Consider the following 24562-nt stretch of genomic DNA (forward strand, 5'->3'; position numbering starts at 1 on the left):
CCCTCCAGCACTGCGGTGACTTCCTGCATGTTACTTGCGGTAACAGAAGTCTGTTACCGGCAAGTAGCGCGTGTCAACCAGCCATGGCCGGTTGACCTGGAACAGCGGTCAGGGTGTTACGTTGCGCAGGCGTCACGCAATCGCTCGGGCGGGGAGATAGAACTATGGAGACCACACAGCAGGCGGCGGACCAGCAGAGGCCGGCCGACCAGCGGCGCCGGGAGCTGCTCGAAGCGGCGGACCGGGTGGTGCTCCGGGACGGGCCACAGGCCTCCATGAACGCCATCGCCGCGGAGGCGGGCATCACCAAGCCCATCCTGTACCGGCACTTCGGCGACAAGGGCGGCCTGTACCGGGCGCTCGCCAAGCGCCACACGGACGCGCTGCTGGACGCGTTGCGGGCGGCGGTCGACGCGCCCGCGGATCGCCGCGAGCGGGTCGAGGCCACGCTCGACACGTATCTCGCGGCGATCGAAGCACGCCCGCAGGTCTATCGCTTCCTGATGCATCCGGCCGAGGACGCCCAGCCGTCGGAGGCGGGCTTCGACGTCGGCCGCCACTCGGCGCCGCTGCTGCGCCGACTCGGCGAGGAGCTGGCGAAGGTGATCCACGACCGGGTCGACCTGGGCCCCGGCAGCGAGCAGCTGGCGCGGGTGTGGGGCCACGGCATCGTCGGCATGATGCACGCGGCGGGCGACTGGTGGCTCGGCGAACGTCCTTGCTCCCGCGCGGAGTTGGTGCGGAGCCTGGCCGATCTGCTCTGGGGCCGCTTGGCGGCGGCGGGCGACCGCGCGGGCGGCCCTGGCTTCTAGGGGCTTTGTCAACTGGGGCTCCGCCCCAGACCCCGCACCCCCCTCAGTCGCTGCCCTCAAGCGCCGGACGGGCCTGAATTTCCGCCCGTCCGGCGGAAATTCAGGCCTCGTGGGGTCCCTCCGGACGAAGTCCGGCGGAGTTTGAGACGCGGGGCCCGGGACGGAGCCCCAGTTCGGGAAAGAGTCCGCCGGTTACCAGGCTGCCCTGCGCGCCGCGCGCAGTGTCTTCGTGCGGCGCCAGCCCCTGAGGCGGTCGGGGTAGACCAGCCCGTCCAAGTGGTCGCACTCGTGCTGAAGGCACCGCGCGAAGAAGCCCGTGCCCTCCACCCGCACCGGCGCCCCGTCCGACGTCACGCCCTCCACCACCGCGCGGTCGTAGCGCTCCGTCCCGGCCTCCAGGCCCGGCAGCGAGAGGCAGCCCTCCGGGCCGCGCACCGTGACCCCGTCCGCCTCCACCAGGCGGGGGTTGACGATGTGTCCGAGGTGGCGGACGTCCTCGTCGTCCGGGCAGTCGTAGACGAACACCCGCAGAGGCGTCCCCACCTGGTTTGCCGCAAGGCCCACCCCCTGGGCCGCGTACATCGTCGCGAACATGTCCTCGATGAGCTTGCTCAGCCCTGCCGAGAAGTCGCTGACGGTCTCGCAGGGGGCGTGCAGCACCGGATCTCCGAACAGGCTCATGGCCCTCACGAGTCCGGAACTGCCGGGGATCGGCCGGTTTCGCATGGCCGTAAGCGTACGGTCCCGCGTGACCTCCACGTTTTCCGACGGTGCCGACGTACGGGCGCCCGACCGGACCTCGATAGGCTGGGCCGGACCGATGCAAGGAGGATCAAGGACGATGTCAGGCAACTCGGAGCCCCTGACGCCGCGCGCCAAGCTGGCCGTGACGGCAGGCAAGGCCGCGGCAGCGGTGTCGCGCGCCGCCGGACGCGGCAGCGGATCAGTGATCGGCGGCCGGGTCGCGCTCAAGCTCGACCCCGATCTGCTGGGGCGGCTGGCGCAGCACCTGGACGTCGTCCTCGTGTCGGCGACCAACGGCAAGACCACGACGACCCGGCTGATTGCCGAGGCTCTGCGGGCCAGCGGCCCTGTCGTCTCCAACGCGCTCGGCGCCAATATGCCCGCCGGCATCACTTCGGCACTGGCCGGCGGCTCCGACGCCAAGTTCGGTGTGATCGAGGTCGACGAGAAATACCTGGCCGGCGTCGCCCGCGACGTGACCCCGAAGGCGATTGCGCTGCTCAACCTCTCGCGCGACCAGCTGGACCGCGCGGCCGAGACCCGGATGCTCGCCGAGAAGTGGCGTGAGGGCCTTGCCGGTACGAAGGCCATGGTCATCGCCAACGCCGACGACCCGCTGATCGTGTGGGCCGCGTCCTCGTCGCCCAATGTGGTGTGGGTGGCCGCCGGCCAGGAGTGGAAGGACGACGCCTGGTCCTGCCCATCCTGCGGCGGTGTGATGCAGCGCCCCGGCGACGACTGGTTCTGCGGCGAGTGCGGCTTCCGCCGGCCCGCCCCGAGCTGGGTGCTCAGCGGCGATCACGTCCTGGACCCGCACGGATCGGCCTGGCCGATCCACCTCCAGCTGCCGGGCCGCGCCAACAAGGCGAACGCCGCCACCTCCGCCGCGGTCGCCGCCTGCTTCGGCGTGCCGCCGCAGGTCGCCCTGGAGCGCATGTACTCCGTGCAGGCCGTCGCCGGCCGCTATGACGTCGTCTCCTTCCTGAACCGCGACCTGCGCCTGCTGCTGGCGAAGAACCCGGCCGGCTGGCTCGAAACGTTCTCCCTGATCGACCCGCCGCCGACCCCGGTCATCCTGTCGGTCAACGCCCGTGGCGCCGACGGCACGGACACCTCGTGGCTCTGGGACGTCGACTACACCCGGCTCGCCGGCCACCCGATCCTTGTCATCGGCGACCGCAAACTGGACCTCGCGGTCCGGCTCGAGGTCGCGGGCCTGGACTTCCGGGTGTGTGAGTCCGTCGACGAGGCGGTGCAGCTGGCCCCGCCCGGGCGGATCGAGGCGATCGCCAACTACACCGCTTTCCAGGACCTGCGCCGCCGCGTCGGCAACTGACCGCGGACCCCGAAAAGGACATGAGCATGAGCGACAACAGCCTGCGTCTGGTCTGGGTCTACCCGGACCTGCTCAGCACCTACGGCGACCAGGGCAACGCCCTCGTCGTCGAGCGCCGGGCCCGGCAGCGCGGCCTGGACGTGATGCGTATGGACGTACGCAGCGACCAGCCGGTCCCCACCTCCGGCGACATCTATCTGATCGGCGGCGGCGAAGACCGGCCGCAGCGGCTGGCGGCCGAGCGGCTGCGCCGCGACGGCGGGCTCAGCCGAGCCGCGTCCAACGGCGCGATCATCTTCTCGGTCTGCGCCGGGTACCAGATCCTCGGCCACGAGTTCATCAACGACCTGGGCGAGCGTGAGCCGGGTCTCGGTCTGATCGACGTGGTCTCCACGCGCGGCGAGGGCGAGCGGTGCGTCGGCGACGTACTGGCCGACATCGACCCGCGCTTGGGGCTGCCGCAGCTGACCGGCTTCGAGAACCACCAGGGCATCACGCATCTCGGCCCGACGGCCCGCCCGTTCGCGCGCACGATCCTCGGCCGGGGCAACGGCACGGGCGACGGAACCGAAGGCGCGTACAACGAGACGGTGTTCGGCACCTACATGCACGGTCCCGTGATGGCCCGCAACCCGCAGGTCGCGGACCTGCTGCTGAAGCTGGCCCTCGATGTGAACGCGCTGCCGCCGACGGACGACCGGTGGTACGAGTCGCTGCGGGCCGAGCGCATCGCAGCCGCGACCCAGCCCGCCTGACAGTCGGTCGCGTCCACCCCTCGGACGCCCGGTTCGGCTCCGTCACCCCGCGCCGGTAGGGTGGCGGGGATCGAACCGGACGACGTGGTCCGGAAGTCGGCCCACGTTGCAAAGGTATTTCGGGCTATGCGCATTGGTGTGCTCACCTCCGGCGGCGACTGCCCCGGTCTGAACGCCGTCATCCGTTCCGTCGTGCACCGCGCCGTCGTCGACCACGGCGACGAGGTCATCGGCTTCCACGACGGCTGGAAGGGCCTTCTGGAGTGCGACTACCGCAAGCTCGACCTTGACGCGGTGGGCGGCATCCTGGCCCGCGGCGGCACGATTCTCGGCTCCTCCCGGGTCCAGCCGGCTCATCTGCGCGACGGTGTGGAGCGGGCCAAGGGACATGTCGCCGAGCTGGGGCTCGACGCGATCATCCCGATCGGCGGCGAAGGCACCCTCAAGGCCGCCAACCTCCTCTCCGAGAACGGGCTGCCGATCGTCGGCGTACCGAAGACCATCGACAACGACATAGCGTCGACCGACGTCACCTTCGGTTTCGACACCGCCGTCGGGGTCGCCACCGAGGCGCTCGACCGGCTGAAGACCACGGCCGAATCGCACCAGCGTGTGCTGATCGTCGAGGTCATGGGGCGGCACACCGGCTGGATCGCGCTGCACTCCGGCATGGCGGCGGGCGCGCACGCCATCGTCGTCCCGGAGCGGCCGTTCGACATCGCCGAGCTGACCGAGCGGGTCGGTGAGCGTTTCTCGGCGGGCAAGAAGTTCGCGATCGTCGTGGTCGCGGAGGGCGCCAAGCCGCGCGAGGGCTCGATGGAGTTCAACGAGGGCGGCAAGGACATCTACGGGCACGAGCGCTTCGCGGGCGTTGCCCAGCAGCTCTCTGTCGAGCTGGAGCAGCGACTCGGCAAGGAAGCCCGTGCGGTGATCCTCGGCCACGTCCAGCGCGGCGGTACCCCGACCGCGTACGACCGTGTCCTCGCCACCCGCTTCGGCTGGCATGCCGTGGAGGCCGCGCACCGCGGTGAGTTCGGCATGATGACGGCGCTGCGCGGCACGGACATCACGATGGTGCCGCTGGCCCAGGCCGTGGAGACGCTGAAGACCGTCCCGGCCGAGCGGTACGCCGAGGCCGAGTGCGTGCTCTGACACCGCGGACAACCGAGTCGCGAATAACCGAGTCGCGCATCTCTGAAATCGCGCATATCTGAACGAACTGCCCCCGGTCGCAGGCGCGGCCGGGGGCAGTTCTACTCTGGTCCGGACAAGCGGACAACCCAGTACGAAGCAGGAGCCGGCGGATGGATCACAGCGGGCACGGCATGACGATGGATCTGCCGCCGTTCACGCTGGGGCGGGGGCTCGAACTCTCACCGGACCCCTTCTTCCTCATCGGCTGTCTGCTCGGGCTCGGTCTGTACGGCTGGGGCGTGCTGCGGCTGCGCAGGCGCGGCGACAGCTGGCCGGTCAGCCGTACCGTCCTGTTCACCGTCGGCGTGCTGAGCGTGGCGCTGGTGATGTGCACCAAGCTCAATGACTACGGCATGGTCATGTTCAGCGTGCACATGGTGCAGCACATGGTGATCAGCATGATCTCCCCCATCATGCTGCTGCTCGGGGCGCCGGTGACGCTGGCGCTGCGCGCGCTGCCGGTCGCCTCGCGCCGCGGCAGCAAGGGGCCGCGTGAGCTGCTGCTCGCCCTGCTGCACAGCCGCTACATGCGGATCGTCACGCACCCCGTCTTCACGATCCCGCTCTTCATCGCGAGCCTGTACGCGCTCTACTTCACGCCCCTGTTCGACTTCCTGATGGGGTCCAAGACCGGGCATGTGGCGATGATGGTGCACTTCCTGGCGGTCGGCCTGGTGTTCTTCTGGCCGATCATGGGCGTGGACCCGGGGCCGCACCGGCCCGGCTATGTGATGCGGATGCTGGAGCTCTTCGCGGGCATGCCGTTCCACGCCTTCTTCGGCATCGCGCTGATGATGGCGACCGAACCGATGATCAAGGCGTATGAGAATCCGCCGGCCTCGCTCGGCATCGACGCGCTCGCCGACCAGAACGCGGCCGGCGGCATCGCCTGGGCGTTCAGCGAGATCCCTTCCGTGCTGGTGCTGGTCGCGCTGGTCTTCCAGTGGTACCGCTCCGAGCAGCGGGAGGCGAGGCGCCTGGACCGTGCCGCGGACCGGGACGGCGACAAGGATCTCGCGGCGTACAACGCGTACCTCGCCTCGCTCCAAGCGCGCGGACAGTAGCCGGGCAGTAGCGCAAGGCCCTCCTCACGGGTGACGATGAGCTCTGACGGCCGCGGCCGTCGGAGGAGGGCGCGCATGTCCGGATCCACGAAGGCGATGGGAGTGCTCACCGTCGGGACCCTGGTGGTCGTGACGGCCTATACGGCGGCACTCGGAAGCAATGGCTGGCTCTGGTTCGGCTGGGTGGTTCTCGGCCTGGTGACGATCGGGGTGATCACTTCGCGCGGAAACTGAGGCGGCGCGCCGGGCAACCTGCTCCGAGCGGAAGCAGAGGATTCAGAAGTCGAAGACTTCTCCGGTTGCCGCGTCGAGTTCGCACGCGTTGGCATACGTCTTGTGCCACTGGATGGGTCTGCCTCGCCAGGTGCCGGTGGCCCCGACCGTGACCGGGTCGAACTTGTCGATGCACGGATGCGGATTGCCGGGCAGCCGGTCCAGATCCCCGCGCGCGGCGGCGAGCTCCTCGCAGGCGGCGACGGGATTGGGGTGCGCCCCGCCGGGCACCGGCGAACAGTGCAGCAGCACCCCGCGGATCCAGGTGTTCTGGCTGCCGGACACGGTCAGGAACAGGCCCCGCGGCGCGGTGGGCCCGTCGGCGACCGCGTGGGCGGGAACGGCCGCGGCGAGGGTGAACAGGGCAGCTGCGGCGAAGGTGGCGCTACGGTGCATCCGGTGCTCCTGGCTCTCGAGGGCCCGACGCAGAGGTCGGGCCGGGGAGATGGCCAGGGCACCTGTCGATGCCGGCGCGAACAAGGCGCCGCGCGGCCGGGTAGCGCGTACGGGCGAGGTGTTTCGCCCGTACGGCCCCTGCGTCAGCCGACTGCCGCGACGCGGACGCGATCCCGCTCCCGGATGTTCTCCGGCGCGGCCGGGCCCGGCTCCCGCCGCAGCGGGGCGTTCGGCGGCAGCGGCTTGAACTCACGCGTGGGCAGCATCGGGACAGGCGCGGCCCGCAGGATGTGCTGGACCTCCTTGACGCGCCTGCTGAACCAGATCACCTTGCCGGTGGCGGTGCCGCATGTGCCCCAGCTGTCACTGAGGAACGCGACGGTGGCGAGCCCGCCCCTGTTCGGGCAGGAACTGGTCACCCGCGGCATCCGGCGGTCCTTGTCCGCCACGGACGCGATCAGGTGCCTTCCCGTCCAGCGCACCTCCACCACGCATGTCTTGTCGCCCTCGACGTGCTGGACGACGTTGCCGACGAGTTCGTCGACAGCGCGGCAGACCGGTGTGATGTGGTGCTCGAGGCTCCAATACCGAAGGTGCGCTGCCAGAATGCGCCGGATCTGGGGAATCCGCTCTGTGGATGCCTGCACTTCCAAGGTGTAGCGGCAGGCGGTCGTGACGTGCATGACCGTTGCTCCTCACCGCGACCTGGTCACCTCTTCGGCTGCGGACCCCCGAGTGCGAAGAGTGAGCGCATGTCGCTTCTGGGTCACACACCAGAGTGACCGGGGGTGCCCAAGACCGCAACACGTCGCCCGTCCGGAGCAAGCCGGCCGCCCCGGCATGGGCCGGATTCAGGAGCTGAGTGAGCGTGCCGTCATCGGCATCCTGGGCACCTGATGGCCGCCGCTGGCGAGCATCCGTACCTCCCCCCGGTCGCTGATCTCCGCGCGTACGATCCCCGTTTCGTCCTCGTAGATCGGATACCCGCCCGCTCCCGCCTTGTCGGTGCGCCGGACGATCACGACGTCGTCCTCCACGGCGGGCGCCTGAAATATCAACTCGTAGCTTTCTGGGTATTCCATGGGAGCCTCCCGACTTCTTCCATCGTCGGCCACGTCCGCCGAGTCGGCGCGCCCGGCGGCCCGAATCGACCGCGTATTCCGATGTGCGGGTCGTCCCGCTGGTAGGACACTGGGGATATGGCTACAAAGGCAGTCCTTGAGGGTGGCCCGGACGACCTGCGCGAGCGGATCGTTCCGATCACCCCTCCCGGACAAGAGCTGAAGATTCCGCACCGCGGCGGGTACGAGCACTTCAAGATCACTTCGCGGCATCAGGACAGCCCGGAGGGACGCCTGCCTGTCTACGAGTGGTGGGAACGGACCGAGATCGCCGAGTGACCTCAGCCGCCGCCGTCCCCGAGGGCAGCCAGCCGGCGGCGGGCAGGGGCCAGTGAGCGACCGCGGCGCAGGGCGTCCTGCCAGGGGTCCCTGTTCAGGCGGTCCGTGACGGTCTTCATCGTCCAGCGGCCGGCGTCGAGGTCCGGATCGTCGACCTCCGGCCAGGCTAGCGGTGTGGCGACCGGAGCGCCGGGGCGGGCCCGTACTGCGTAGGGCGCGACGGCCGTCTGGCCGTAGGCGTTGCGCTGGACGTCGAGGTAGAGGCGACCACGCCGGGCCTGCTTCCGTGGTGCGGTGGTGAGGGCGTCGGGGTGGCGTGCGGCGAGCAGTTCGGCCACATCGCGGGCGAAGACGCGTACGTCGTCGAAGGGGACGCGGCGGTCCAGGGGCACCACGACGTGCAGTCCGCGGGAGCCGGTGGTCATCACTGCCGACGGCAGCTTCAGTTCGTCCAGCAGCTGGTGCAGCGCCCCGGCGGCTTCGCGTACTGGAGTGAAGTCGTCCCCGGGCGGGTCGAGGTCGAACACCAGCCGGTCGGGGTGGTCCGGGCGGTCGGCCCTGGACAGCCAGCGGTGCGGTGTGATGCACGCCTGGTCGGCGAGGTAGAGCAGGGTGGCCGTGTGGTCACAGAGCATGTACGTGACGGTGCCGTCCTCCTTGGGCAGTTCGGCCCGGTGGATCCAGTCGGGGAAGTGGCCGGGCACGTCCTTGTGCATGAACGACTGTCCGTCGATTCCGTCCGGGTGGCGCTCCATCATCAGCGGCCGCCCGCGCAGCTGCGGCAGCATGCGCCGGGCGACGGTGCGGTAGTACTCCGCGAGGTCGGCCTTGGTGATTCCCTCGCCGGGGAACAGCACCTTGTCCGGCCGGTTGATCCGTACGGTGCGGCGCCCGGCGGGTACGTCCAGTGCGGGGCTCATCGGGGTCCTCCCACGGGTTGCTCGCGGACCACGTCAGCGGCGCGTTTGTCGTCGCGCAGTCCCAGGAATCGGGGGTGGCGCAGCATGCCGGTGCGTGTCCACTCGGTGAATCCGATCTGCGCGACCAGTTCCGCTCCGCAATTTTTCGAGAAGTCGCGTTTGCCGCGGTAGTGCGCGAGTGCGTCGGTCGCGGTCATGGCCTCCTCCAGGGGAGCAGCTGCCGTCCGGCCGGATTCAGGTGGTGGGCTCAGGTGCCGGGACGGGCCCTGGCATCCGGCTCGGGTGGGGGCGCCTGTCGCATCGGACTCTTCCGATCATTCCTGCCGGGCGAGTGCCCAGGCCCGCCGTCGGCAAACGGCAGCAGCACGGGTGCCCCGCCTGGCCACCGGCGGCGGTCCTTCACACGGCTCACGGACGGCGGCGGGGGCCCGGTGACGGTCGGGGCGGCATTGCTCGGCGCGTGGATGCCCTCAGGACGCCTGACATGACGTCAGGAGGGCCGGATCGAGTCAGGATGTGTCTGATCGCAGACGCTTACACGTGGCGATCCTGCACTTACACTGATCCCTCCCGGCATGCCTGATGACCTGGCACAACGTGGCCCTGGAGCCGGTCCCGCGGAGTGAGGAGCGCCCCCGTGTTCTACTACGTGCTCAAATACGTCATTCTGGGGCCGCTGTTGCGGTTGCTGTTCCGGCCCAGGATCGAGGGACTCGAGCACATCCCGGCCGAGGGCGCTGCGATCGTCGCGGGCAATCATCTGTCGTTCTCGGACCACTTCCTGATGCCGGCGATCATCAAACGGCGCATCACATTCCTCGCGAAGGCCGAGTACTTCACCGGGCCGGGACTGAAAGGCAGGCTGACCGCGGCGTTCTTCCACAGCGCCGGGCAGATCCCGGTGGACCGCTCCGGCAAGGAGGCCGGGAAGGCGGCGATCCGCGAGGGGCTGGGCGTGCTGAGCAAGGGTGAGCTGCTGGGGATCTATCCCGAGGGCACGCGCTCGCACGACGGCAGGCTCTACAAGGGCAAGGTCGGCGTCGCCGTGATGGCACTCAGGGCGCAGGTGCCGGTGGTGCCGTGCGCGATGGTCGGGACGTTCGAGATCCAGCCGCCGGGGCAGGTCCTGCCGAAGATCAAGCGGGTCACCGTGCGGTTCGGGGAGCCGCTGGACTTCTCGCGTTATGCGGGAATGGAGAACGAGAAGGCGGCGATCCGTGCCGTCACCGACGAGATCATGTATGCGATTCTCGACCTGTCCGGCCAGGAGTACGTGGACCGTTACGCAGCCGACGTCAAGGCGGAGCTGGAGCAGCCGAAGAAGTTCCCGCGGCGCAGAAGCTGAGGGCGGATCCGCGCTCGGCGAACTTCTCTGGGCCCGGCGTCCGGCGCCCGCCTAGCGTGCCTCCCATGACCACGAGAAGCGCAGTTGTGCTGGGAGCGACCGGACAGGTGGGGCGGGCCGCGGTGCGCGCGCTCGCCGCGGACGGCTGGGAGGTGCGGGCGGTGTCGCGCGGCGGCGGCGACGAGGACTGGCCCGGCGAGGTGCGGGCAGTGCGGGCCGACCGGGAGGACGATGCGGCGCTGGCCGCCGTGCTCGGCGACGGCTGTGACGTGTTGGTGGACATGGTCGCGTACGGACCGGGCCACGCACGGCAGTTGAAGAGCCTCGCGGACCGGATCGGCTCGGCGGTGGTGATCTCCAGCGGCGCGGTGTACGAGGACGACCAGGGCCGCAGCTTCGACACCCAGGACGAACCCGACGGCTTTCCGGCCTACCCGGTGCCGATCCCGGAGAGGCAGCCCACCGTGGCGCCCGGAGAGGCGAGCTACGGCACCCGGAAGGTGGCTCTGGAGCGGGATCTGCTGGCGGCGGGCGCCGAGCTGCCGACGACGCTGCTGCGCGCGGGCGCGATCCACGGACCGTACTGCCGTGGTCCGCGCGAACTGTACTTCGTGAAGCGGGCGCTGGACCGGCGGCCGGTACGCATCCTCGCGTACAACGGGCAGTCGCGCTTCCACCCCGTCCATGTCGGCAATCTCGCCGAGTTGATCCGGCTGGCGGCTGCGAAGCCGGGCTCGCGGGTGCTCAACGCCGGTGATCCGGACGTGCCGACGGTCCGGGAGATCAGCGCGGGAGTGGATGCGGCGCTCAGTGTGACGAGCGAGACCGTCCTCGTCGACGGACCGGCGCCGGCGGGGACGGTGGGGCTCACCCCGTGGGGGTTGGACCGTCCGATCGTGTACGACATGACGGCGGCCGAGCGGGAGTTGGGCTACCGGGCCGTCACGAGCTATGCCGCAGCTCTGCCGGCGACCGTCGAGTGGCTGGCCCGGCAGCTCGACGGCCGGCACTGGCGCGAGATCTTCAGTGGCCTCGTCAAGTACGAGGACGACTGGTTCGACTACGGGGCGGAGGACTCCTGGCTGAAGGCAACGCGGTGAGCCGGTCCGGACGCGAAGGAGGTGCGGCCGTGACCGGCCGCCCCTCCCCCCGTATCGCTGTGCCTTACGGCTTCGGCGTGGCGTGCGGAGCGCACGTCACATCGCTGCTGTCCAGCTTGCCGCTGAGCAGGTAGGCGTCCACCCGCTGGTTGATGCACGGGTTGACCAGGCCGGTCACACCGTGCGAGCCCGCGTCCTTCTCGATGATCAGCCGCGAACCCTTGAGCCGCTTGTGCAGCTCGACGGCGCCCTCGAAGGGAGTGGCGGCGTCACGGGTCGACTGCACGATGAGCACCTGCGGCAGGCCCTTGCCCGACTTCACGTACAGCGGGGTCTGCTGCTTGGACGACCAGGTGGCGCACGGGAGGTTCATCCAGGCGTTGGCCCACGTCATGAAGGGATAGTCCTGGTGGAGCCGGGTGTTGTCCCGGTCCCACTTCCGCCAGCTGGTCGGCCACTTGGCGTCCGCGCACTCGACGGCCGTGTAGACGGCGTTGCCGTTCTCCGAGGCGATGTTGCCGGCGGTGTCGGACAGGTCGGGTGCCGCGGCGTCGACCAGTGCCTGGGTGTCACCGGCGAGGTACTTGCTCCAGGTCCGGGCGACGGGCACCCAGGAGGAGTCGTAGTACGGAGCGCTCTGGAAGAAGCCGATGAGCTCCGCCGGTCCGACGACCCCGCCGAGCGGGCTCTTCTTGGCGGTGGCCCGCAGCTTCAGCCACTGCTGCTCGACCTTCTCCGGGGTGTCCCCGATGTGGAAGGCCGCGTCGTTCTTGGCGACCCAGGCCTTCCAGTCGTCCCAGCGCATCTGGAAGGCGACGTCCTGGTCGAGGTTGGCCTCGTACCAGATCTTCTCCCGCGACGGGTTGACGACGCTGTCGACGATCATCCGGCGGACATGGCCGGGGAAGAGCGTCGCGTAGACCGCGCCGATGTACGTGCCGTAGGAGACGCCCAGGAAGTTGAGCTTCTTCTCACCGAGGGCGGCCCGGACGACATCCAGGTCGCGCGCGGTGTTCGGCGTGGTCATGTGCGGCAGCATCCAGCCGCTGCGCTCGGCGCACCCGTCCGCGTACTCCGCGGCGAGCTTGCGCTGGGCGCGCTTGTCGGCCTCGCTGTCGGGCACCGGGTCGGCCTTCGGCGCCTTGACGAACTCCTGCGGGTCGACACAGGAGATCGGCGTCGAGTGACCGACGCCCCGCGGGTCGAAGCCCACGAAGTCGTACGCCTTGGCGGTGCCCGCCCAGAGCGGGTTCTTGTTCGTGACCCGGGCCGGGAAGCGCATGCCCGAGCCGCCGGGGCCGCCCGGGTTGTAGATGAGGGCGCCTTGGCGATCGGCCTGGGAACCGGTGTTGCCGATCCGGTCGACGGCAATCCTGATCTGCTTGCCGTTCGGCCGCGCGTAGTCGAGCGGAACGCTCACCCAGCCGCACTGGATGGGCTTGGCGATCCCCCAGTCCGCCGGACAGTCCGTCCAGTCGATGCCCTTCTTGGCGGCCCGCTCGGCGGCGACCTGAACACCGCGTGCCTCGGACCAGCCACTGATGCTGCCTTCGGCACTTGCCGCCGGAGCCGCGATCGCGCCCGCTATGAGGGTGCCCGCGACCAGAGTGCCGGCCGAGCCGAGCACTGCTGTGCGTCTCACGTAGAAATCCCCCTTCAGTTTTCGAGTCTCCGGGGATCCTTTCGTCTTCGGGGCTTCCGGGAACAGGCCGTACTGGTGTTCTTTACCGAACCAATAACCGGTGTGAGGTGTCCCGCTGAGCGGTGCTGTCAGCCGGGCAGTTGGGCCTGCAGCACCTGATCCAGTACGCGCCGCAGTTGGCGGGCGTCCGGTGCGACGGCGGTGACCAGAAAGGCCGGACCGGCGAGCGGCGTGAGGGCCGCGGTCTCGCCGAGCAGCTGCGGTTCGGCGGGCTTGTCCCCGAACTCCGGGTCCACGACGAGGAGTTGGCCCACCGCCCGGTGTCCGGCGAGGACCGCGGCGCCGTCCCAGCCGCCGGGTGCGCCGGGGCCGTAGCCGAGCTCCTGGTCGAGCAGGGGGCGTCCGGCGCGGTGGACGGTGAGGCGGGTGGCGAGGGTGCCGGACTGTTCGCCGTACCGGCCCAGGATCTGCTCCTCGCGCAGCACCAGCCGTGCGGTGGCGGCCAGTTCGACCCGCGTACGCATGCGCAGATCGCTGCCGTACGCGGAGATGAGCTGCTCCGGCAGCCAGCGCAGCTCGGCGTCCTCACCGACCGTCAGTCGCACGTCGTAGTGGGCCTGTTCGGGAGTCCGCCCGGGCAGCGCGATGGTCGCGGCGGCGGAGTCGACGAGGAGCCGCGCCCCCTCCTCCACGTCGGCCTCGATGGCGAGCCGGTCGCCGCCGAGCGGCGCGCTCATCGCGCCGACGACGGTGACGCGGGTGTACGGGCCCGTGCCGCGGGTGCGGCGCACGGCGAGCGGCCCGTCGCTCACCAGCACCGGCAGGCCGTCGCGGGTGGCGACGATACGGGCGGTGGCCTGGATGCTCATGCGGTCCAGGCGGCGAACTGTGCGCGCACCCAGTCCGCGACCGGGCCGACGCCCTCCTCGCCCTTCAACGAGGTGAAGGCGACGGGGAGTTCACCGCGCTGTTCCTTGGCGTCGCGGGCCATGCGCTGCAGATCGGAGCCGACGTGGGGCGCGAGGTCGGTCTTGTTGATGACGAGGAGGTCGGCGGTGGTGACGCCGGGGCCGCCCTTGCGCGGGATGTCGTCGCCACCCGCGACGTCGATGACGAAGATCTGGGCGTCGACGAGGCCCTTGGAGAACGTCGCGGTGAGATTGTCGCCTCCGGACTCGACGAGGATCAGATCGAGCGGGCCGACGCTCTCCTCCAGATCCTCGACGGCTTCGAGGTTGGCGGAGATGTCGTCGCGGATCGCGGTGTGCGGGCAGGCGCCGGTCTCGACGGCCTGGATCCGCTCGGGCGGCAGTACGGCGTGACGGAGCAGGAATTCGGCGTCCTCGCGGGTGTAGATGTCGTTGGTGACGACGGCGATGGACAGCTGGTCGCGCAGTTCGGCGCAGAGCGCGGCGACGGTGGCGGTCTTGCCGGAACCGACGGGTCCGCCGAGGCCGATGCGCAGGGCGCGCCGGTTGCCGTCGGGGCGCACGGCGTCGGCGCTGACGGCGGCAGGACCGTCGTGGGAGTGGTCGAGGTGCATGGTGCGGCTCCTTGATGTCCTACGAGGCGAAGAGGCGTACGGGCCAGGCGGCATGGGCCTGAGCCGTGATGTCGAGCAGCGGCGCTGATGCGGCGGGCAGCGCTTCGATGCCGTCGTGCGCGGCCCGTGCCGCCCGTTCGGCGACCTGGTCGAGTTCGGGTGCGAGGCGGGCGAGGACGGCGGTGGCCTCGAAGGGGTCCAGGCTGAGGAGGCGTACGGCAGCGGTGGCCGGGCCACTGACCGTCTCGTACGCCGCACAGTGCGCGGCGTCCTCGGGGCCGAGCCCGGCACAGCGGGCGGCGAGCCCGAGGACGATCGGCTGGTGGGCGCCGCGCGGGCGGGCGGCGGCCAGCGCGTCGAGTTCGGTGCTGGGCCAGGTGGAGCGGGCGGCGCGCATCATCTGCCGGCCGAGCTTGCGGGCGGTGGCCCGCAACGCGGGCGAGGGGGTACGGGCGTCGGCCGCGTCGTCCAGCTCCAGCGGGTCGAGGCCCAGGGCGGCCGCGGCGGCCAGCGCCGCCGAGGTGAGGCCGGTGGTGTGCAGCCGCCCCCGGCAGAACTCCGCCAGGTCCCGGGCATCGCGGACCCGCCCCGCCTTGACGGCCGGTTCGACTCCGCCGGAGTGGGCGTGCCCACCGGCGGGAAACCGGCCGTCGGCGAGGACCAGCAAGGCTGCTCTACTCATCGCGGCTCATCAGAAGAGGAAGTAGCGCTGAGCCATGGGGAGTTCGGCGGCGGGTGCCGGCTCGACCGGCTCGCCGTCGATTCTCACCGTGAATGTGTCGGCGTCGACCTCGACTCGCGGCCGGGCGTCGTTCTCCCGCATATCGGACTTGGTGACGTGCCGGGTGCTGGTGATCGGTGTGAACTTCTTGGCCAGGCCCAGGCGTTCGGGCAGTCCGTCCTCGATCGCCGCCTCGGCGACGAAGTTGACCGAGCTCACCGACGCTGCCCGCCCCAGCGCACCGAACATCGGCCTCGGCATGACGGGTTGCGGGGTCGGGATGGAGGCGTTGGCGTCGCCCATCTGCGCGTACGCGATCTGCCCGCCCTTGATGACGAGGAGCGGCTTGACGCCGAAGAACGCCGGGTCCCACAGCACCAGGTCGGCGAGCTTACCGGTCTCCACCGAGCCGATCTCGTGGTCGAGGCCCTGTGCGACCGCGGGGTTGATGGTGTATTTGGCGACATAGCGACGTGCGCGGTGGTTGTCGGCACGGCCGTCCCCGGGCAGTGCGCCCCGGCGCTGCTTCATCACATGCGCGGTCTGCCAGGTACGCATGATCACTTCGCCGACGCGGCCCATGGCCTGGGAGTCGGAGGAGATGATCGAGATGGCGCCCAGGTCGTGCAGTATGTCCTCGGCAGCGATGGTGGAGGGCCGGATCCGTGACTCGGCGAAGGCGAGGTCCTCGGGCACGGACGGGTTGAGGTGGTGGCAGACCATCAGCATGTCGAGGTGTTCCTCGATGGTGTTGACGGTGTGCGGCCGGGTCGGGTTGGTGGAGCTGGGCAGGACATAGGGCTCGGAGACCACGGTGATGATGTCCGGTGCGTGCCCGCCGCCCGCGCCCTCGGTGTGGTACGCGTGGATCGTGCGGCCCGCGATGGCGGCGAGGGTGTCGCCGACGAAGCCCGCCTCGTTCAGCGTGTCCGTGTGGATGGCGAGCTGCGCGCCGGTCTCCTCGCAGACGCTCAGGCAGGCGTCGATGACGGCGGGGGTCGAGCCCCAGTCCTCGTGGATCTTGAACCCGAGCGCCCCGCCGCGCAGTTGGGAGTGCATGGCCTCGCGGCACATGGTGTTGCCCTTGCCGAGCAGTCCGATGTTGACGGGCAGGGAGTCCATCGCCTCGAACATCCGGGCAAGGTGCCACGGCCCGGGCGTGATGGTGGTGGCCTTGGTACCTTCGGCCGGTCCGGTGCCGCCGCCGACGAGGGTGGTGACGCCGGTCGCGAGGGCCTGGTCGATGATCGTCGGCGAGATGAAGTGGACGTGCGCGTCGATCGCGCCCGCGGTGACGAACCTCCCGTTGCCGGCGATGATCTCGGTCTCGGGGCCGATGACCAGGTCGGGGTGAACGCCGTCCATCGTGTCGGGGTTGCCGGCCTTGCCGATGCCCGCGATCCGTCCGTCGCGGATGCCGATGTCGGCCTTGACGATGCCCCAGTGGTCGATGATGACGACACCGGTGACCACCGTGTCGGGCGCGCCTTCAGCACGCGTCGTACGGGACTGGCCCATGGACTCGCGGATGACCTTTCCGCCGCCGAACACAGCCTCGTCGCCCGCGAGTCCGGGTCCGCCGGAGCGGTCCTCCTCGATCTCGACGAAGAGGCCGGTGTCGGCCAGGCGGATCCGGTCGCCGGTGGTCGGGCCGAAGAGGTCGGCGTATACGGCACGGTTGAGTTCAGGCATCGAGCGCACCTCCGGTCTCTCCCCGAAGTCCGGCGATGACGCGCAGTCCGGTGAAGGGGACGAGTTCGACGTCGACGGGGATACCGGGCTCGAAGCGCACGGCGGTGCCCGCCGCGATGTTCAGCCGCAGGCCGCGGGCGGCCGCGCGGTCGAAGTCCAGACCGGGGTTGGCCTCGGCGAAGTGGTAGTGGGAGCCGACCTGCACGGGGCGGTCGGCGGCGTTGACGACGCTGAGGCGGGTGACCTCGCGGCCCTCGTTGAGGGGAACGCGCCCTTCGGCGTAGAGGATCTCTCCGGGGATCATCGGTGGTCCTCCCCCTCAGTCGATCGGGTCGTGGACGGTGACGAGCTTGGTGCCGTCCGGGAAGGTCGCCTCGACCTGGACGTCGTGGATCATTTCGGGGACGCCTTCCATGACGTCCGCGCGGGTGAGCACCTTGCGGCCCGACGCCATGAGTTCGGCGACGGTGCGTCCGTCCCTGGCCCCTTCGAGGAGGTGCGAGGTGATGAGGGCGACCGACTCGGGGTGGTTCAGCTTCACCCCTCGCGCACGGCGCTTCTCCGCAACGTCGGCTGCCACATGAATGAGCAGTCTTTCCTGCTCGTGCGGGGAGAGTTGCACGCGTCCACCTCACAGTCGTCCGGCCCGGGCCCGCCTGGGCGCAGCGGGCTCCAGGTCACGTCAACGCTCCGTCGACCTGTAGACGAGCACCTCGCGGGCAGGGGTTGAACGGTAAGGCGGAATCTTTTCCGTCGCGTTAACTGATCTTTGTATCCCCCATCGACATCAGCGCCCGCAGACCGTCCTCCAGCACATCGACCCGGACATCGCCGAAGAGCGCCTGCTGGGCGATGAAGCCCTGGGCTGTGGCGATGAGCGTGCGGGCCACATGGTCGGCGGGTACGTCGGCGCCCATCAGGCCGTTGTCGCGGTACGCGTCGACGAGCTTCGCCCACAGCTGGCGCATTCCGTCGTAGCCCTCCTCGAGGGTCGCGGCGAGCTGTTCGTTGCGCAGCGTCTCGGTCCACACCTGCACGACCAGCCGGGCGAAGGCCTGCTTGTCCCCGCCGGGCACCTGCTCCTCAGTCATCCGGCGCAGCACTCGGCCGAGCAGTACGACGGGGGTCGGCGGCGGGGTGGTCCGGGCGGCCTCTTCGAAGGCTCCGCGGATCGCCGCGAAGGCTTCGTCGGCGATGGCCGCGATCAGCTCCTCCTTGCTGCGGAAGTAGCGGTAGACGGCGCCTGCCGACAGGTCTGCCTCGCGCAGGATGTCCTGCATCGATGTGGCGTGGAAGCCATTGCGGGCGAAGCAGCGGGCGGCGCCGTCGAGGATCTGGCGGCGGCGGGCGTCGAGGTGTTCCTGGGATACGCGGGCCATGCGACAAATCTAAAACGAACATTCCTTCTTGACAAGGACGGATCCCGGCGGGACAGTGAGGCCAACCATAAAAACGAACGATCCTTCTCTTTGAATTGAGGGTCAACATGTCCGCTACGCCCACCCGCCGCATGGTCGCGGTGATGGTGCTGATCCCCGCCGTGGTGGCGCTCGCCCTCTGGGCCTTCGCCTGGCCGGCGGCCCGAACCGCACCCCGCGACCTGCCCATCGGCATCGCAGGACCTGCCGCCGCGACCGCCCAGCTGGAGGAGCGCTTCGAGCAGCAGGAGGGAGCCTTCGACGTTCACCGCTACGACGACGAGGCCGCCGCCCGCACCGCGATCGAGGATCGGGTCGTATACGGAGCGGTGGTCGTCACCGACCGGAGCCCGCAGCTGCTGACCGCGTCGGCGGCGAGCCCTGTCGTCGCTCAGCTCCTCAAGGAGGCCGTCACCTCGCAGGCTCCGGCCGGCGCCCCGGTACAGGTGACGGATGTCGTGCCGACATCCGCCGGCGACCCGCGCGGCAGCGCGCTCGGCGCGAGCATCCTTCCGCTGGCGCTGGCAGGCGTCGCGGCCGGCGCGGCCGTCACCCTGCTGCGACTGCGCGGGGCGCGCACAGCGGCCGCGCTGATCGGCGCCGCGGTCCTGGCCGGCATCACCGCGGCCCTGCTGGCCGACAGCTGGCTCGGCGTGCTCAGCGGCTCCTGGTGGGCCGAGGCGGGAGTGCTCGCTCTGACGGTCCTCGCCACGAGTGCGGGGGTGGCCGGGCTCGGCGCTCTGATCGGCGCACCGGGAGTCGCCCTCGGCGGCCTGCTGATGGTGCTGATCGGCAACCCGTTCTCCGGAGCCGCGAGCGCGCCCGAACTGCTGCCGGAACCGGCCGGAACGCTAGGCCAGATGCTGCCGCCGGGCGCGGGCGCCACGCTGCTCCGCTCGGTGGCGTACTTCGACGGCAGCGCCGCGGGGGCGGCCGTCCTCACCCTCTCGCTCTGGGCCACGCTCGGACTGGCCGCGGTGCTGGCGGGAGCGCGTCGGGGCGGGCGGCCCGTCGTGGCCGCGGAACGCCGGGAAGCCACCCCCGTACCTGCCGGCTGATCCCTTCGACCGGCCGCGTGTCCCCGCTGTAGCGGACGGGGGCGCGCGGCCCTTTCTGTGTCCCTTGCGCAGTGGGGCGCGGTGGGGCGCGGTGGGGCTCGGTCAGTCGCGCCGGTCGGGGCGGCGGTGCTCGGCCGCCAGACCGAAGCGTCCCCGTTCGCCGGAAGCGGACGCGACCGAGCCGAGCGAGGACACCGAGCTGATCACCTGCTCCTCGGCAGCCTCCTGCTCCTTCTCAAGTCGTTCCAGGTCAGCGGCCGACACAAGCGCCACGAGCGGCTTCCCGTGCCGGGTCACGACGACTCGCTCCCCGCCGTAGACAACGCGGTTGATCAGTTCGGCGAGCTCTGCGCGGGCTTGCGTCACCGGAATCTCGTAGGCCATGCTCCCCATCATAACGGCCTGTACGTCCTGTACATTTTTTACAGAGGCCCCAGCTATACCTGCGCGAGGAGAGGTACGTCATGAACCGCCCTGCCCGCCCTGCCGCCCGCTACGTCCTGCCCCAGTTCACCGAGCGCACCACCGGCGGATCCCGCACCCTTGATCCGTACTCCAAGCTGCTCGACGAGCGGATCATCTTCCTCGGCACCGTCGTCGACGACACCGCGGCCAACGATGTGATCGCGCAGTTCCTGCACCTCGAGTACGCCGCCCCGGACCGGGACATCTCCCTCTACATCAACTCCCCCGGCGGCTCGCTGAGCGCCATGTCCGCCATCTACGACACGATGCAGGTGGTCACCTGCGACGTGGAGACGACCTGTCTGGGGCAGGCAGCATCGACCGCCGCCCTGCTGCTCGCCGCCGGCGCCCCCGGCAAGCGGATGGCGCTGCCCGGCGCCCGGATTGTCGTCCAGCAGCCCGCGTTCGAGGAGCCGTTGCAGGGCCAGCCGTCCGATCTGGAGATCCAGGCACAGGAGTTGCTGCGGCTGCGCGCCCAACTCGCCGGGATGCTCGTACGCCACACCGGCCAGAGTCCGGAGCGGATCGCCGCCGACCTGGAGCGCGACAAGATCTTCGCGGCGCAGGACGCCAAGGCCTACGGACTGGTCGACCACGTGATCAAGAACCGCAAGACGTCACTCTCCGCCCCCGGTTCCAGGTGAACGCCCGATGCCGCTACCCGAACTGCCGCCGCTGCCGGCGCTGACCCGCGCCGAGTGCGAGTTCATCGACAGCTATCTCGAAGTCCTCGATCTCCTGGGACGGATCAATCCGGCCCGCTCAACGCACACCTATGGAGCGCTGCGTGCGGCACAGGCATTGGTCGGCCGGGCCACCGCGCTCAAGGACGCCCTGACGCTGATGCATATGCGCGGCGAGAGCGAGGTCCATGCGTCGACCCTCGCCGAGGCGCTCAGGGTTCTCGACGGCGAACGCAGGGCGCGCCGGGTGACAATGCCGCCCGCCTCCATGAGTTGACGAATCCTCCGCTTCCGTCAACGGCCATTGGGGTACCTGCAGTCGTCCCCCATTCGGTGTAGTTGCGGTCTCCTGAACTACTACGGAGAAGTTGCGCACCACGACTACCGATCTGGCGGAATGGGCTGTTCCGCTGCTGGTGCGGGAGTCCTCAGGTGTCCGTAGCCGGGCCCCAAATCAACTCTGTCCACCCGAACAGGTCAGTGGTGTCGAACCTCACATACCGCCGTTTCGGCTCGGAATTCCGGCGTGATGTGGGTCAAGATCCCTGGGACGACAAGCCCCCGCCATCCCTGGCGGGGCGGTCCGGGCGGACGCCGAGTCCTGCCGCCGCTCCGGATGTCTGGTCGACAGAAGTGCACCGGCAGGAGTGGAGGACCCAAGCAGTACGGGACATCCGGACAGTCCGGTCGTCCCTCGGGGTGAAGCCGCATTCCGCGGCCGGGCATCTTCGTCCGTCCGAACCCGACAGGTCATCCTTCACAGGCGGCTGACGAAGGGTTGCGCATGGCTGCGCAGATTCACGTCCCGTTTCTGCTGACCCGGGCAGGCGCCGTATCGGCCCTGACCCTCGCCGCCGTCGGCGGCTCAGTGCTGGTGCCGGGCGCCGCTTCCGAGGCACTCGCGGCTACGGCCCACGCCAACAAGGCACTTCAGGTTGCCTCTTCGAAGAAGGGAGCGCCGTACAAGTACGGCGCGTCGGGTCCATCCCGGTTCGACTGCTCGGGGCTGACGCTCTATTCGTACAAGAAGGCGGGCAAGAAGCTCCCACGCACCGCCCAGCAGCAGTTCAACAAGACCCGCCATGTCTCGGCGTCCTCGCGCCAGCGAGGGGATCTGGTCTTCTTCCACTCCGGCAGCAGCGTCTACCACGTGGGGATCTACGCCGGCAGCGGCAAGATCTGGCACTCGCCCAAGTCGGGCTCCTGGGTGAAACTCGAGAAGATCTGGACCAAGCGCGTCTGGTACGGCCGGGTGCGCTGACGGCCCCGGTGGCGCACCGGACACGCTCCCGGTGCGCCACACCGCGTCAGTGCGCCAGCGGCTCGGCCAGCAGGGTCACGCCCAGCGCGGTGAGTGCCCCGCCGGTGACGCCTTCCACGGCGCGGGTGGTGCGCGGCCGCCGCAGCCACGTCCCGAGCCGGTCCACCAGCAGCGCGACCGCCGGGAACCAGAACAGCGCCAGGACGACGACGATCGCGGCAAGCAGCAAGGTGCGCGGCAGCACCGGCGCACCGTCCGGCACGAACTGCGGTAGCAGGCTGAGGAAGAGGACCGGCGCCTTCGGATTGAGGACGTTGGTGAGGAAGCCCTGCCGCAGACTGCGTCCGACGCCGTCGCCCGCCTCGCGCTCCAGGTCCGGCCCGGCGAGCGCCGGACGCAGCGCGCCGCGCACCGCCCGTACCCCCAGGTAGAGCACATAGGCGCCGCCCACGATCTGCAGCGTGCGGAACAGCACCGGCACCGCCACCAGGACCGCCGCGAGCCCCGCCACCGCGAGCGCGGTGTGCACGAGCAGTCCCCCGGCGACGCCGACGGCACAGGCCACGCCCGCGCGCCGGGAGGCGAGGGCGTTGCGTACGACGACGGTGAAGTCCGCGCCCGGCATGGCGACCATGCCCGCGGCGACCCCGGTGAAGGCGACGAGTTGTGCGTCCATGGCAGCCATCCTGGACCGGAGCGGGCCTTAGCGTGTACTTGCAATCTTCTAGGTCTGCCCAAAGCAATGCTTAAGGGGTGCCATGTACGACCCGACACGGCTGGCGGCGCTGGTGGCGGTCGCCGAGGCCGGTTCGATCACCCGGGCCGCAGCCCGTCTGGGCTATACCGCGCCCGCGCTCTCGCAGCAACTTGCCAAGCTGGAGCGCGAGGCGGGGGCGGCGCTGCTGGTGCGCCACCACCGCGGGGCGCGGCTGACGGCCGCGGGCGAGCTGCTGGCGACGCGGGCCCGCCGGGTGCTGGACGAGATGGAGCAGGCGCGGCACGAGCTGGCGCGGCTGGCAGGTCTGTCCGGCGGGCGGCTGCGGGTGGGCACCTTCACGACGGTCGGCATCCATCTGCTGCCGCCGGTCCTGAGCGCGTTTCGCCGTGCGCATCCGGATGTGGAGCTCACCGTCGCGGAGTACGAACCACCGGCCGGGGTCCTGGCCGTGGCGGCGGGCGATGTGGATCTGGCGTTGACCCATGCGTACGAACCGGGCGAATCGGCGCCGCTGCCCGCAGGTGTGGTGCTGGATCCACTGCTGGTGGAGGAGTTGGTTCTGGTCACGGCGCCCGGCCATGCGCTCGCGGGCGGCTCGGGCCGACTGCCGGTGGCCGGGCTGGCGGGCCAGCCGCTTATCAGCAGCGCTCCTTCGCATCCGTCGCGCAAGGGGGTCGAGGGTGCCTTGGCTCAGGCGGGGGCGAGTCCCGCCGTGGTCTGCGAGTCGCCGGGCTATGCGCTGGTGTGCGCGCTCGTCAGCGCGGGGCTCGGGGTGGCGGTTGTGCCGGAGATGGTCGCCGCGATGGCCGCGACACCGCTCGGCGTACGGCAGTTGGAACCGGCGGCGTTCCGGCGGACGATCTCGGTGGCACACCGCGGCGAGGAGTCGGGGCCGGCTGCCGAGTCACTGCGGGCTCTGCTGCGCGGCGCGTTCGGTCGCGCGGGAAACTGACCGCCGGGCCGTGATCAGGTCCGCACCGGTACGGTCCACGGCAGGACGATCCAGACGGTCTTGCCGCCCTCCGGGGTCGGGGTGACCAGGAGCTGTCCGCCGCACTCCGCGGTGAGGCTGCGGATGATGACCATGCCGCGGCCGTTGTCCTGGCGGACGGCGGCGGGCAGCCGCTGCGGCCAGCGGGGGTGACTGTCGGTGACACCGATGCGCAGCTCCTCGTCCCGCTCGAGGCGCAGGTCCACGGTGAAGGTGGGCGACTGGCCGAAGGTGTGCTGAACGGCGTTGGTGGCGAGTTCGGAGACGATCAGCCGGACGGTGTCGACGGCTTCGGTCTCGACCGGCAGGCCCCATTCGGAGACGACGTCGGTGGCATATCTCCGGGCGGCGGAGACCGAGGCGGGGGCGCTCGGCAGAGTGACGGAGGCTTCCTGATGGTCTGCCATGGCGACGCTGTCCCTTTCCCACCGGGGCCGGGCTCCGACTCGTAGCGGATGAATGCGAGGACGGCCACGGATTGCGCTTCGCGCCAGAGTGCCACCTATCGTGCCGTCAGGGGCGGCGATCCACCAAGATGTGCATATATCTGTCGCTCAAAGCGGTGAACTCTGCTACGCGAGACCGTATTTGGGCGGCCCACTCACGATTTGGGCACTGTTCGGAAAGGAGCGGGAGATGCGGCACGGCCCCGCGGTGTGCCGTCGCAAACTCAGCGAGGAGCTGCGGAGGCTGCGCCTGGACGCGGGCCTCACCAGCCGGGAGGCCGGGCGGCTGGCGGGCTGGCACCAGTCGAAAGTGAGCCGGATCGAGACCGGCGCCAGCGGGGTCAAGGCGGCCGATGTGACCCTGCTGCTGGAAGTGTACGGCGTTGGTGATCCTCAACTGGGGTCGCCGCTCGAGACCTTGGCGGGCGCGGCGGGCGGTGCGGGCAGCGGCTGGTGGCATGCGTTCCGCGGGCTGATCCCGCCCGAGTACCGGGACTTCATCAGTCTGGAGGCCAATGCATGTGCGGCGCGCACGCTGGAGACCTCGGTGGTGCCGGGCCTGTTGCAGACGTCCGCCAGCAGGCC

Annotated in this window: 30 protein-coding genes, 2 pseudogenes and 1 riboswitch; of the genes and pseudogenes, 15 read left to right on the forward strand and 17 right to left on the reverse strand. The window is 70.2% G+C overall.

The genetic code is table 11. The features are described 5' to 3' along the window. Positions 1–164: 164 nt before the first annotated feature. Positions 165–812: a TetR family transcriptional regulator gene (locus tag ACH492_RS13970; RefSeq protein ID WP_398986078.1), complete on the forward strand. Its 648-nt coding sequence runs from the start codon at positions 165–167 to the stop codon at positions 810–812. Between the two features lie 192 nt (positions 813–1004). Here the strand turns inward: ACH492_RS13970 and def are convergent, their stop codons facing one another. Beyond that, on the reverse strand, positions 1005–1538 hold the full coding sequence (gene def, locus ACH492_RS13975) for a peptide deformylase (protein WP_398986080.1): 534 nt from the start codon (positions 1536–1538) through the stop codon (positions 1005–1007). A 115-nt stretch (positions 1539–1653) separates the two neighbouring features. On the opposite strand from def, the gene ACH492_RS13980 reads away from it, so the two are divergent. From ACH492_RS13980 to ACH492_RS14000, 5 genes are all read left to right on the forward strand, one after another. Continuing rightward, a complete protein-coding gene (locus ACH492_RS13980; protein ID WP_389182669.1) occupies positions 1654–2892 on the forward strand; it encodes a MurT ligase domain-containing protein in 1239 nt (412 codons plus the stop codon). Positions 2893–2918: 26 nt separating this feature from the next. Then, a complete protein-coding gene (locus ACH492_RS13985) occupies positions 2919–3647 on the forward strand; it encodes a type 1 glutamine amidotransferase (RefSeq protein WP_398986082.1) in 729 nt (242 codons plus the stop codon). Between the two features lie 126 nt (positions 3648–3773). Then, positions 3774–4799 carry a 6-phosphofructokinase gene (locus ACH492_RS13990; RefSeq protein WP_398986084.1) on the forward strand — a complete coding sequence of 342 codons (1026 nt, stop codon included), beginning with the start codon at positions 3774–3776 and terminating at the stop codon, positions 4797–4799. 152 nt (positions 4800–4951) lie between these two features. Further along, positions 4952–5905 carry a cytochrome c oxidase assembly protein gene (locus tag ACH492_RS13995; RefSeq protein ID WP_398986086.1) on the forward strand — a complete coding sequence of 318 codons (954 nt, stop codon included), beginning with the start codon at positions 4952–4954 and terminating at the stop codon, positions 5903–5905. Positions 5906–5980: 75 nt separating this feature from the next. Beyond that, the gene (locus tag ACH492_RS14000) at positions 5981–6139 is read left to right on the forward strand and encodes a hypothetical protein (protein WP_307664863.1); all 159 of its coding nucleotides are present in this window, start codon (positions 5981–5983) and stop codon (positions 6137–6139) included. A gap of 42 nt (positions 6140–6181) precedes the next feature. Here the strand turns inward: ACH492_RS14000 and ACH492_RS14005 are convergent, their stop codons facing one another. The 3 genes from ACH492_RS14005 to ACH492_RS14015 all read right to left on the reverse strand — a co-directional run bounded on the left by ACH492_RS14005 (position 6182) and on the right by ACH492_RS14015 (position 7656). After that, positions 6182–6574 (reverse strand): SSI family serine proteinase inhibitor, encoded by a 393-nt coding sequence (locus tag ACH492_RS14005; RefSeq protein WP_398986089.1) that lies wholly within the window; start codon positions 6572–6574, stop codon positions 6182–6184. A gap of 143 nt (positions 6575–6717) precedes the next feature. Continuing rightward, positions 6718–7257, reverse strand: a complete 540-nt coding sequence (locus ACH492_RS14010; RefSeq protein ID WP_398986091.1) for an ATP-binding protein — start codon at positions 7255–7257, stop codon at positions 6718–6720. Between the two features lie 168 nt (positions 7258–7425). After that, entirely contained in the window at positions 7426–7656 is a 231-nt protein-coding gene (locus ACH492_RS14015; protein ID WP_307664860.1) for a DUF6296 family protein, read from the reverse strand. A 117-nt stretch (positions 7657–7773) separates the two neighbouring features. Here ACH492_RS14015 and ACH492_RS14020 point away from each other — a divergent pair, with 117 nt between their 5' ends. Then, the gene (locus tag ACH492_RS14020) at positions 7774–7974 is read left to right on the forward strand and encodes a DUF5988 family protein (RefSeq protein ID WP_398986093.1); all 201 of its coding nucleotides are present in this window, start codon (positions 7774–7776) and stop codon (positions 7972–7974) included. A 2-nt stretch (positions 7975–7976) separates the two neighbouring features. On the opposite strand, the gene ligD is transcribed toward ACH492_RS14020, so the two are convergent. Then, positions 7977–8894 (reverse strand): non-homologous end-joining DNA ligase, encoded by a 918-nt coding sequence (gene ligD / locus ACH492_RS14025; protein WP_398986095.1) that lies wholly within the window; start codon positions 8892–8894, stop codon positions 7977–7979. After that, positions 8891–9025: pseudogene (locus tag ACH492_RS14030) on the reverse strand (ATP-dependent DNA ligase); the annotation flags it as partial. The pseudogene ACH492_RS14030 and the gene ligD, both read right to left, overlap by 4 nt. A 506-nt stretch (positions 9026–9531) precedes the next feature. On the opposite strand from ACH492_RS14030, the gene ACH492_RS14035 reads away from it, so the two are divergent. After that, positions 9532–10239 carry a lysophospholipid acyltransferase family protein gene (locus ACH492_RS14035; RefSeq protein ID WP_398986097.1) on the forward strand — a complete coding sequence of 236 codons (708 nt, stop codon included), beginning with the start codon at positions 9532–9534 and terminating at the stop codon, positions 10237–10239. A gap of 65 nt (positions 10240–10304) precedes the next feature. Then, entirely contained in the window at positions 10305–11339 is a 1035-nt protein-coding gene (locus ACH492_RS14040; protein ID WP_398986100.1) for an NAD-dependent epimerase/dehydratase family protein, read from the forward strand. A gap of 64 nt (positions 11340–11403) precedes the next feature. On the opposite strand, the gene ACH492_RS14045 is transcribed toward ACH492_RS14040, so the two are convergent. The 8 genes from ACH492_RS14045 to ACH492_RS14080 form a co-directional block, all read right to left on the reverse strand. After that, positions 11404–12981, reverse strand: coding sequence for an alpha/beta hydrolase (locus ACH492_RS14045; RefSeq protein ID WP_398986102.1), 1578 nt, complete (start codon positions 12979–12981; stop codon positions 11404–11406). Between the two features lie 128 nt (positions 12982–13109). Beyond that, positions 13110–13850: an urease accessory protein UreD gene (locus ACH492_RS14050; RefSeq protein WP_398986104.1), complete on the reverse strand. Its 741-nt coding sequence runs from the start codon at positions 13848–13850 to the stop codon at positions 13110–13112. Next, entirely contained in the window at positions 13847–14524 is a 678-nt protein-coding gene (gene ureG, locus ACH492_RS14055) for an urease accessory protein UreG (RefSeq protein WP_398986106.1), read from the reverse strand. Before ureG ends, ACH492_RS14050 begins: the two co-directional genes overlap by 4 nt. A gap of 19 nt (positions 14525–14543) precedes the next feature. Continuing rightward, a complete protein-coding gene (locus ACH492_RS14060; protein WP_398986108.1) occupies positions 14544–15206 on the reverse strand; it encodes an urease accessory protein UreF in 663 nt (220 codons plus the stop codon). Between the two features lie 9 nt (positions 15207–15215). Next, a complete protein-coding gene (locus ACH492_RS14065; RefSeq protein WP_398986109.1) occupies positions 15216–16937 on the reverse strand; it encodes an urease subunit alpha in 1722 nt (573 codons plus the stop codon). Further along, on the reverse strand, positions 16930–17241 hold the full coding sequence (locus ACH492_RS14070; RefSeq protein ID WP_398986111.1) for an urease subunit beta: 312 nt from the start codon (positions 17239–17241) through the stop codon (positions 16930–16932). Before ACH492_RS14070 ends, ACH492_RS14065 begins: the two co-directional genes overlap by 8 nt. A gap of 15 nt (positions 17242–17256) precedes the next feature. Beyond that, on the reverse strand, positions 17257–17559 hold the full coding sequence (locus ACH492_RS14075; RefSeq protein ID WP_398986113.1) for an urease subunit gamma: 303 nt from the start codon (positions 17557–17559) through the stop codon (positions 17257–17259). A 136-nt stretch (positions 17560–17695) separates the two neighbouring features. Further along, on the reverse strand, positions 17696–18316 hold the full coding sequence (locus ACH492_RS14080; RefSeq protein ID WP_398986115.1) for a TetR/AcrR family transcriptional regulator: 621 nt from the start codon (positions 18314–18316) through the stop codon (positions 17696–17698). A gap of 107 nt (positions 18317–18423) precedes the next feature. Between ACH492_RS14080 and ACH492_RS14085 the strand changes: the two genes are divergently transcribed. Continuing rightward, on the forward strand, positions 18424–19413 hold the full coding sequence (locus tag ACH492_RS14085; protein ID WP_398986117.1) for an ABC transporter permease: 990 nt from the start codon (positions 18424–18426) through the stop codon (positions 19411–19413). 102 nt (positions 19414–19515) lie between these two features. On the opposite strand, the gene ACH492_RS14090 is transcribed toward ACH492_RS14085, so the two are convergent. Beyond that, a complete protein-coding gene (locus ACH492_RS14090; RefSeq protein WP_398986119.1) occupies positions 19516–19797 on the reverse strand; it encodes a type II toxin-antitoxin system Phd/YefM family antitoxin in 282 nt (93 codons plus the stop codon). Between the two features lie 80 nt (positions 19798–19877). Here ACH492_RS14090 and ACH492_RS14095 point away from each other — a divergent pair, with 80 nt between their 5' ends. From ACH492_RS14095 to ACH492_RS14105, 3 genes are all read left to right on the forward strand, one after another. After that, the gene (locus tag ACH492_RS14095; RefSeq protein ID WP_398986121.1) at positions 19878–20522 is read left to right on the forward strand and encodes an ATP-dependent Clp protease proteolytic subunit; all 645 of its coding nucleotides are present in this window, start codon (positions 19878–19880) and stop codon (positions 20520–20522) included. 7 nt (positions 20523–20529) lie between these two features. Beyond that, positions 20530–20838 carry a hypothetical protein gene (locus ACH492_RS14100; RefSeq protein WP_398986123.1) on the forward strand — a complete coding sequence of 103 codons (309 nt, stop codon included), beginning with the start codon at positions 20530–20532 and terminating at the stop codon, positions 20836–20838. A 318-nt stretch (positions 20839–21156) separates the two neighbouring features. Next, a riboswitch (cyclic di-AMP (ydaO/yuaA leader) is annotated at positions 21157–21343 on the forward strand. Between the two features lie 2 nt (positions 21344–21345). Further along, positions 21346–21822 carry a C40 family peptidase gene (locus tag ACH492_RS14105; protein WP_398986125.1) on the forward strand — a complete coding sequence of 159 codons (477 nt, stop codon included), beginning with the start codon at positions 21346–21348 and terminating at the stop codon, positions 21820–21822. A gap of 46 nt (positions 21823–21868) precedes the next feature. Here ACH492_RS14105 and ACH492_RS14110 read toward each other — a convergent pair whose 3' ends face one another. Continuing rightward, positions 21869–22498: a LysE family translocator gene (locus ACH492_RS14110; RefSeq protein ID WP_398986127.1), complete on the reverse strand. Its 630-nt coding sequence runs from the start codon at positions 22496–22498 to the stop codon at positions 21869–21871. An 82-nt stretch (positions 22499–22580) separates the two neighbouring features. On the opposite strand from ACH492_RS14110, the gene ACH492_RS14115 reads away from it, so the two are divergent. Then, positions 22581–23492 (forward strand): LysR family transcriptional regulator, encoded by a 912-nt coding sequence (locus ACH492_RS14115; RefSeq protein ID WP_398986129.1) that lies wholly within the window; start codon positions 22581–22583, stop codon positions 23490–23492. Positions 23493–23506: 14 nt separating this feature from the next. Here ACH492_RS14115 and ACH492_RS14120 read toward each other — a convergent pair whose 3' ends face one another. Continuing rightward, positions 23507–23938 (reverse strand): ATP-binding protein, encoded by a 432-nt coding sequence (locus ACH492_RS14120; RefSeq protein WP_398986131.1) that lies wholly within the window; start codon positions 23936–23938, stop codon positions 23507–23509. A gap of 229 nt (positions 23939–24167) precedes the next feature. On the opposite strand from ACH492_RS14120, the pseudogene ACH492_RS14125 reads away from it, so the two are divergent. Beyond that, positions 24168–24551: pseudogene (locus tag ACH492_RS14125) on the forward strand (helix-turn-helix domain-containing protein); the annotation flags it as partial. Positions 24552–24562: the final 11 nt, after the last annotated feature.

The organism is Streptomyces sp. NPDC019443 (assembly GCF_044389785.1).
Lineage (GTDB): Bacteria > Actinomycetota > Actinomycetes > Streptomycetales > Streptomycetaceae > Streptomyces.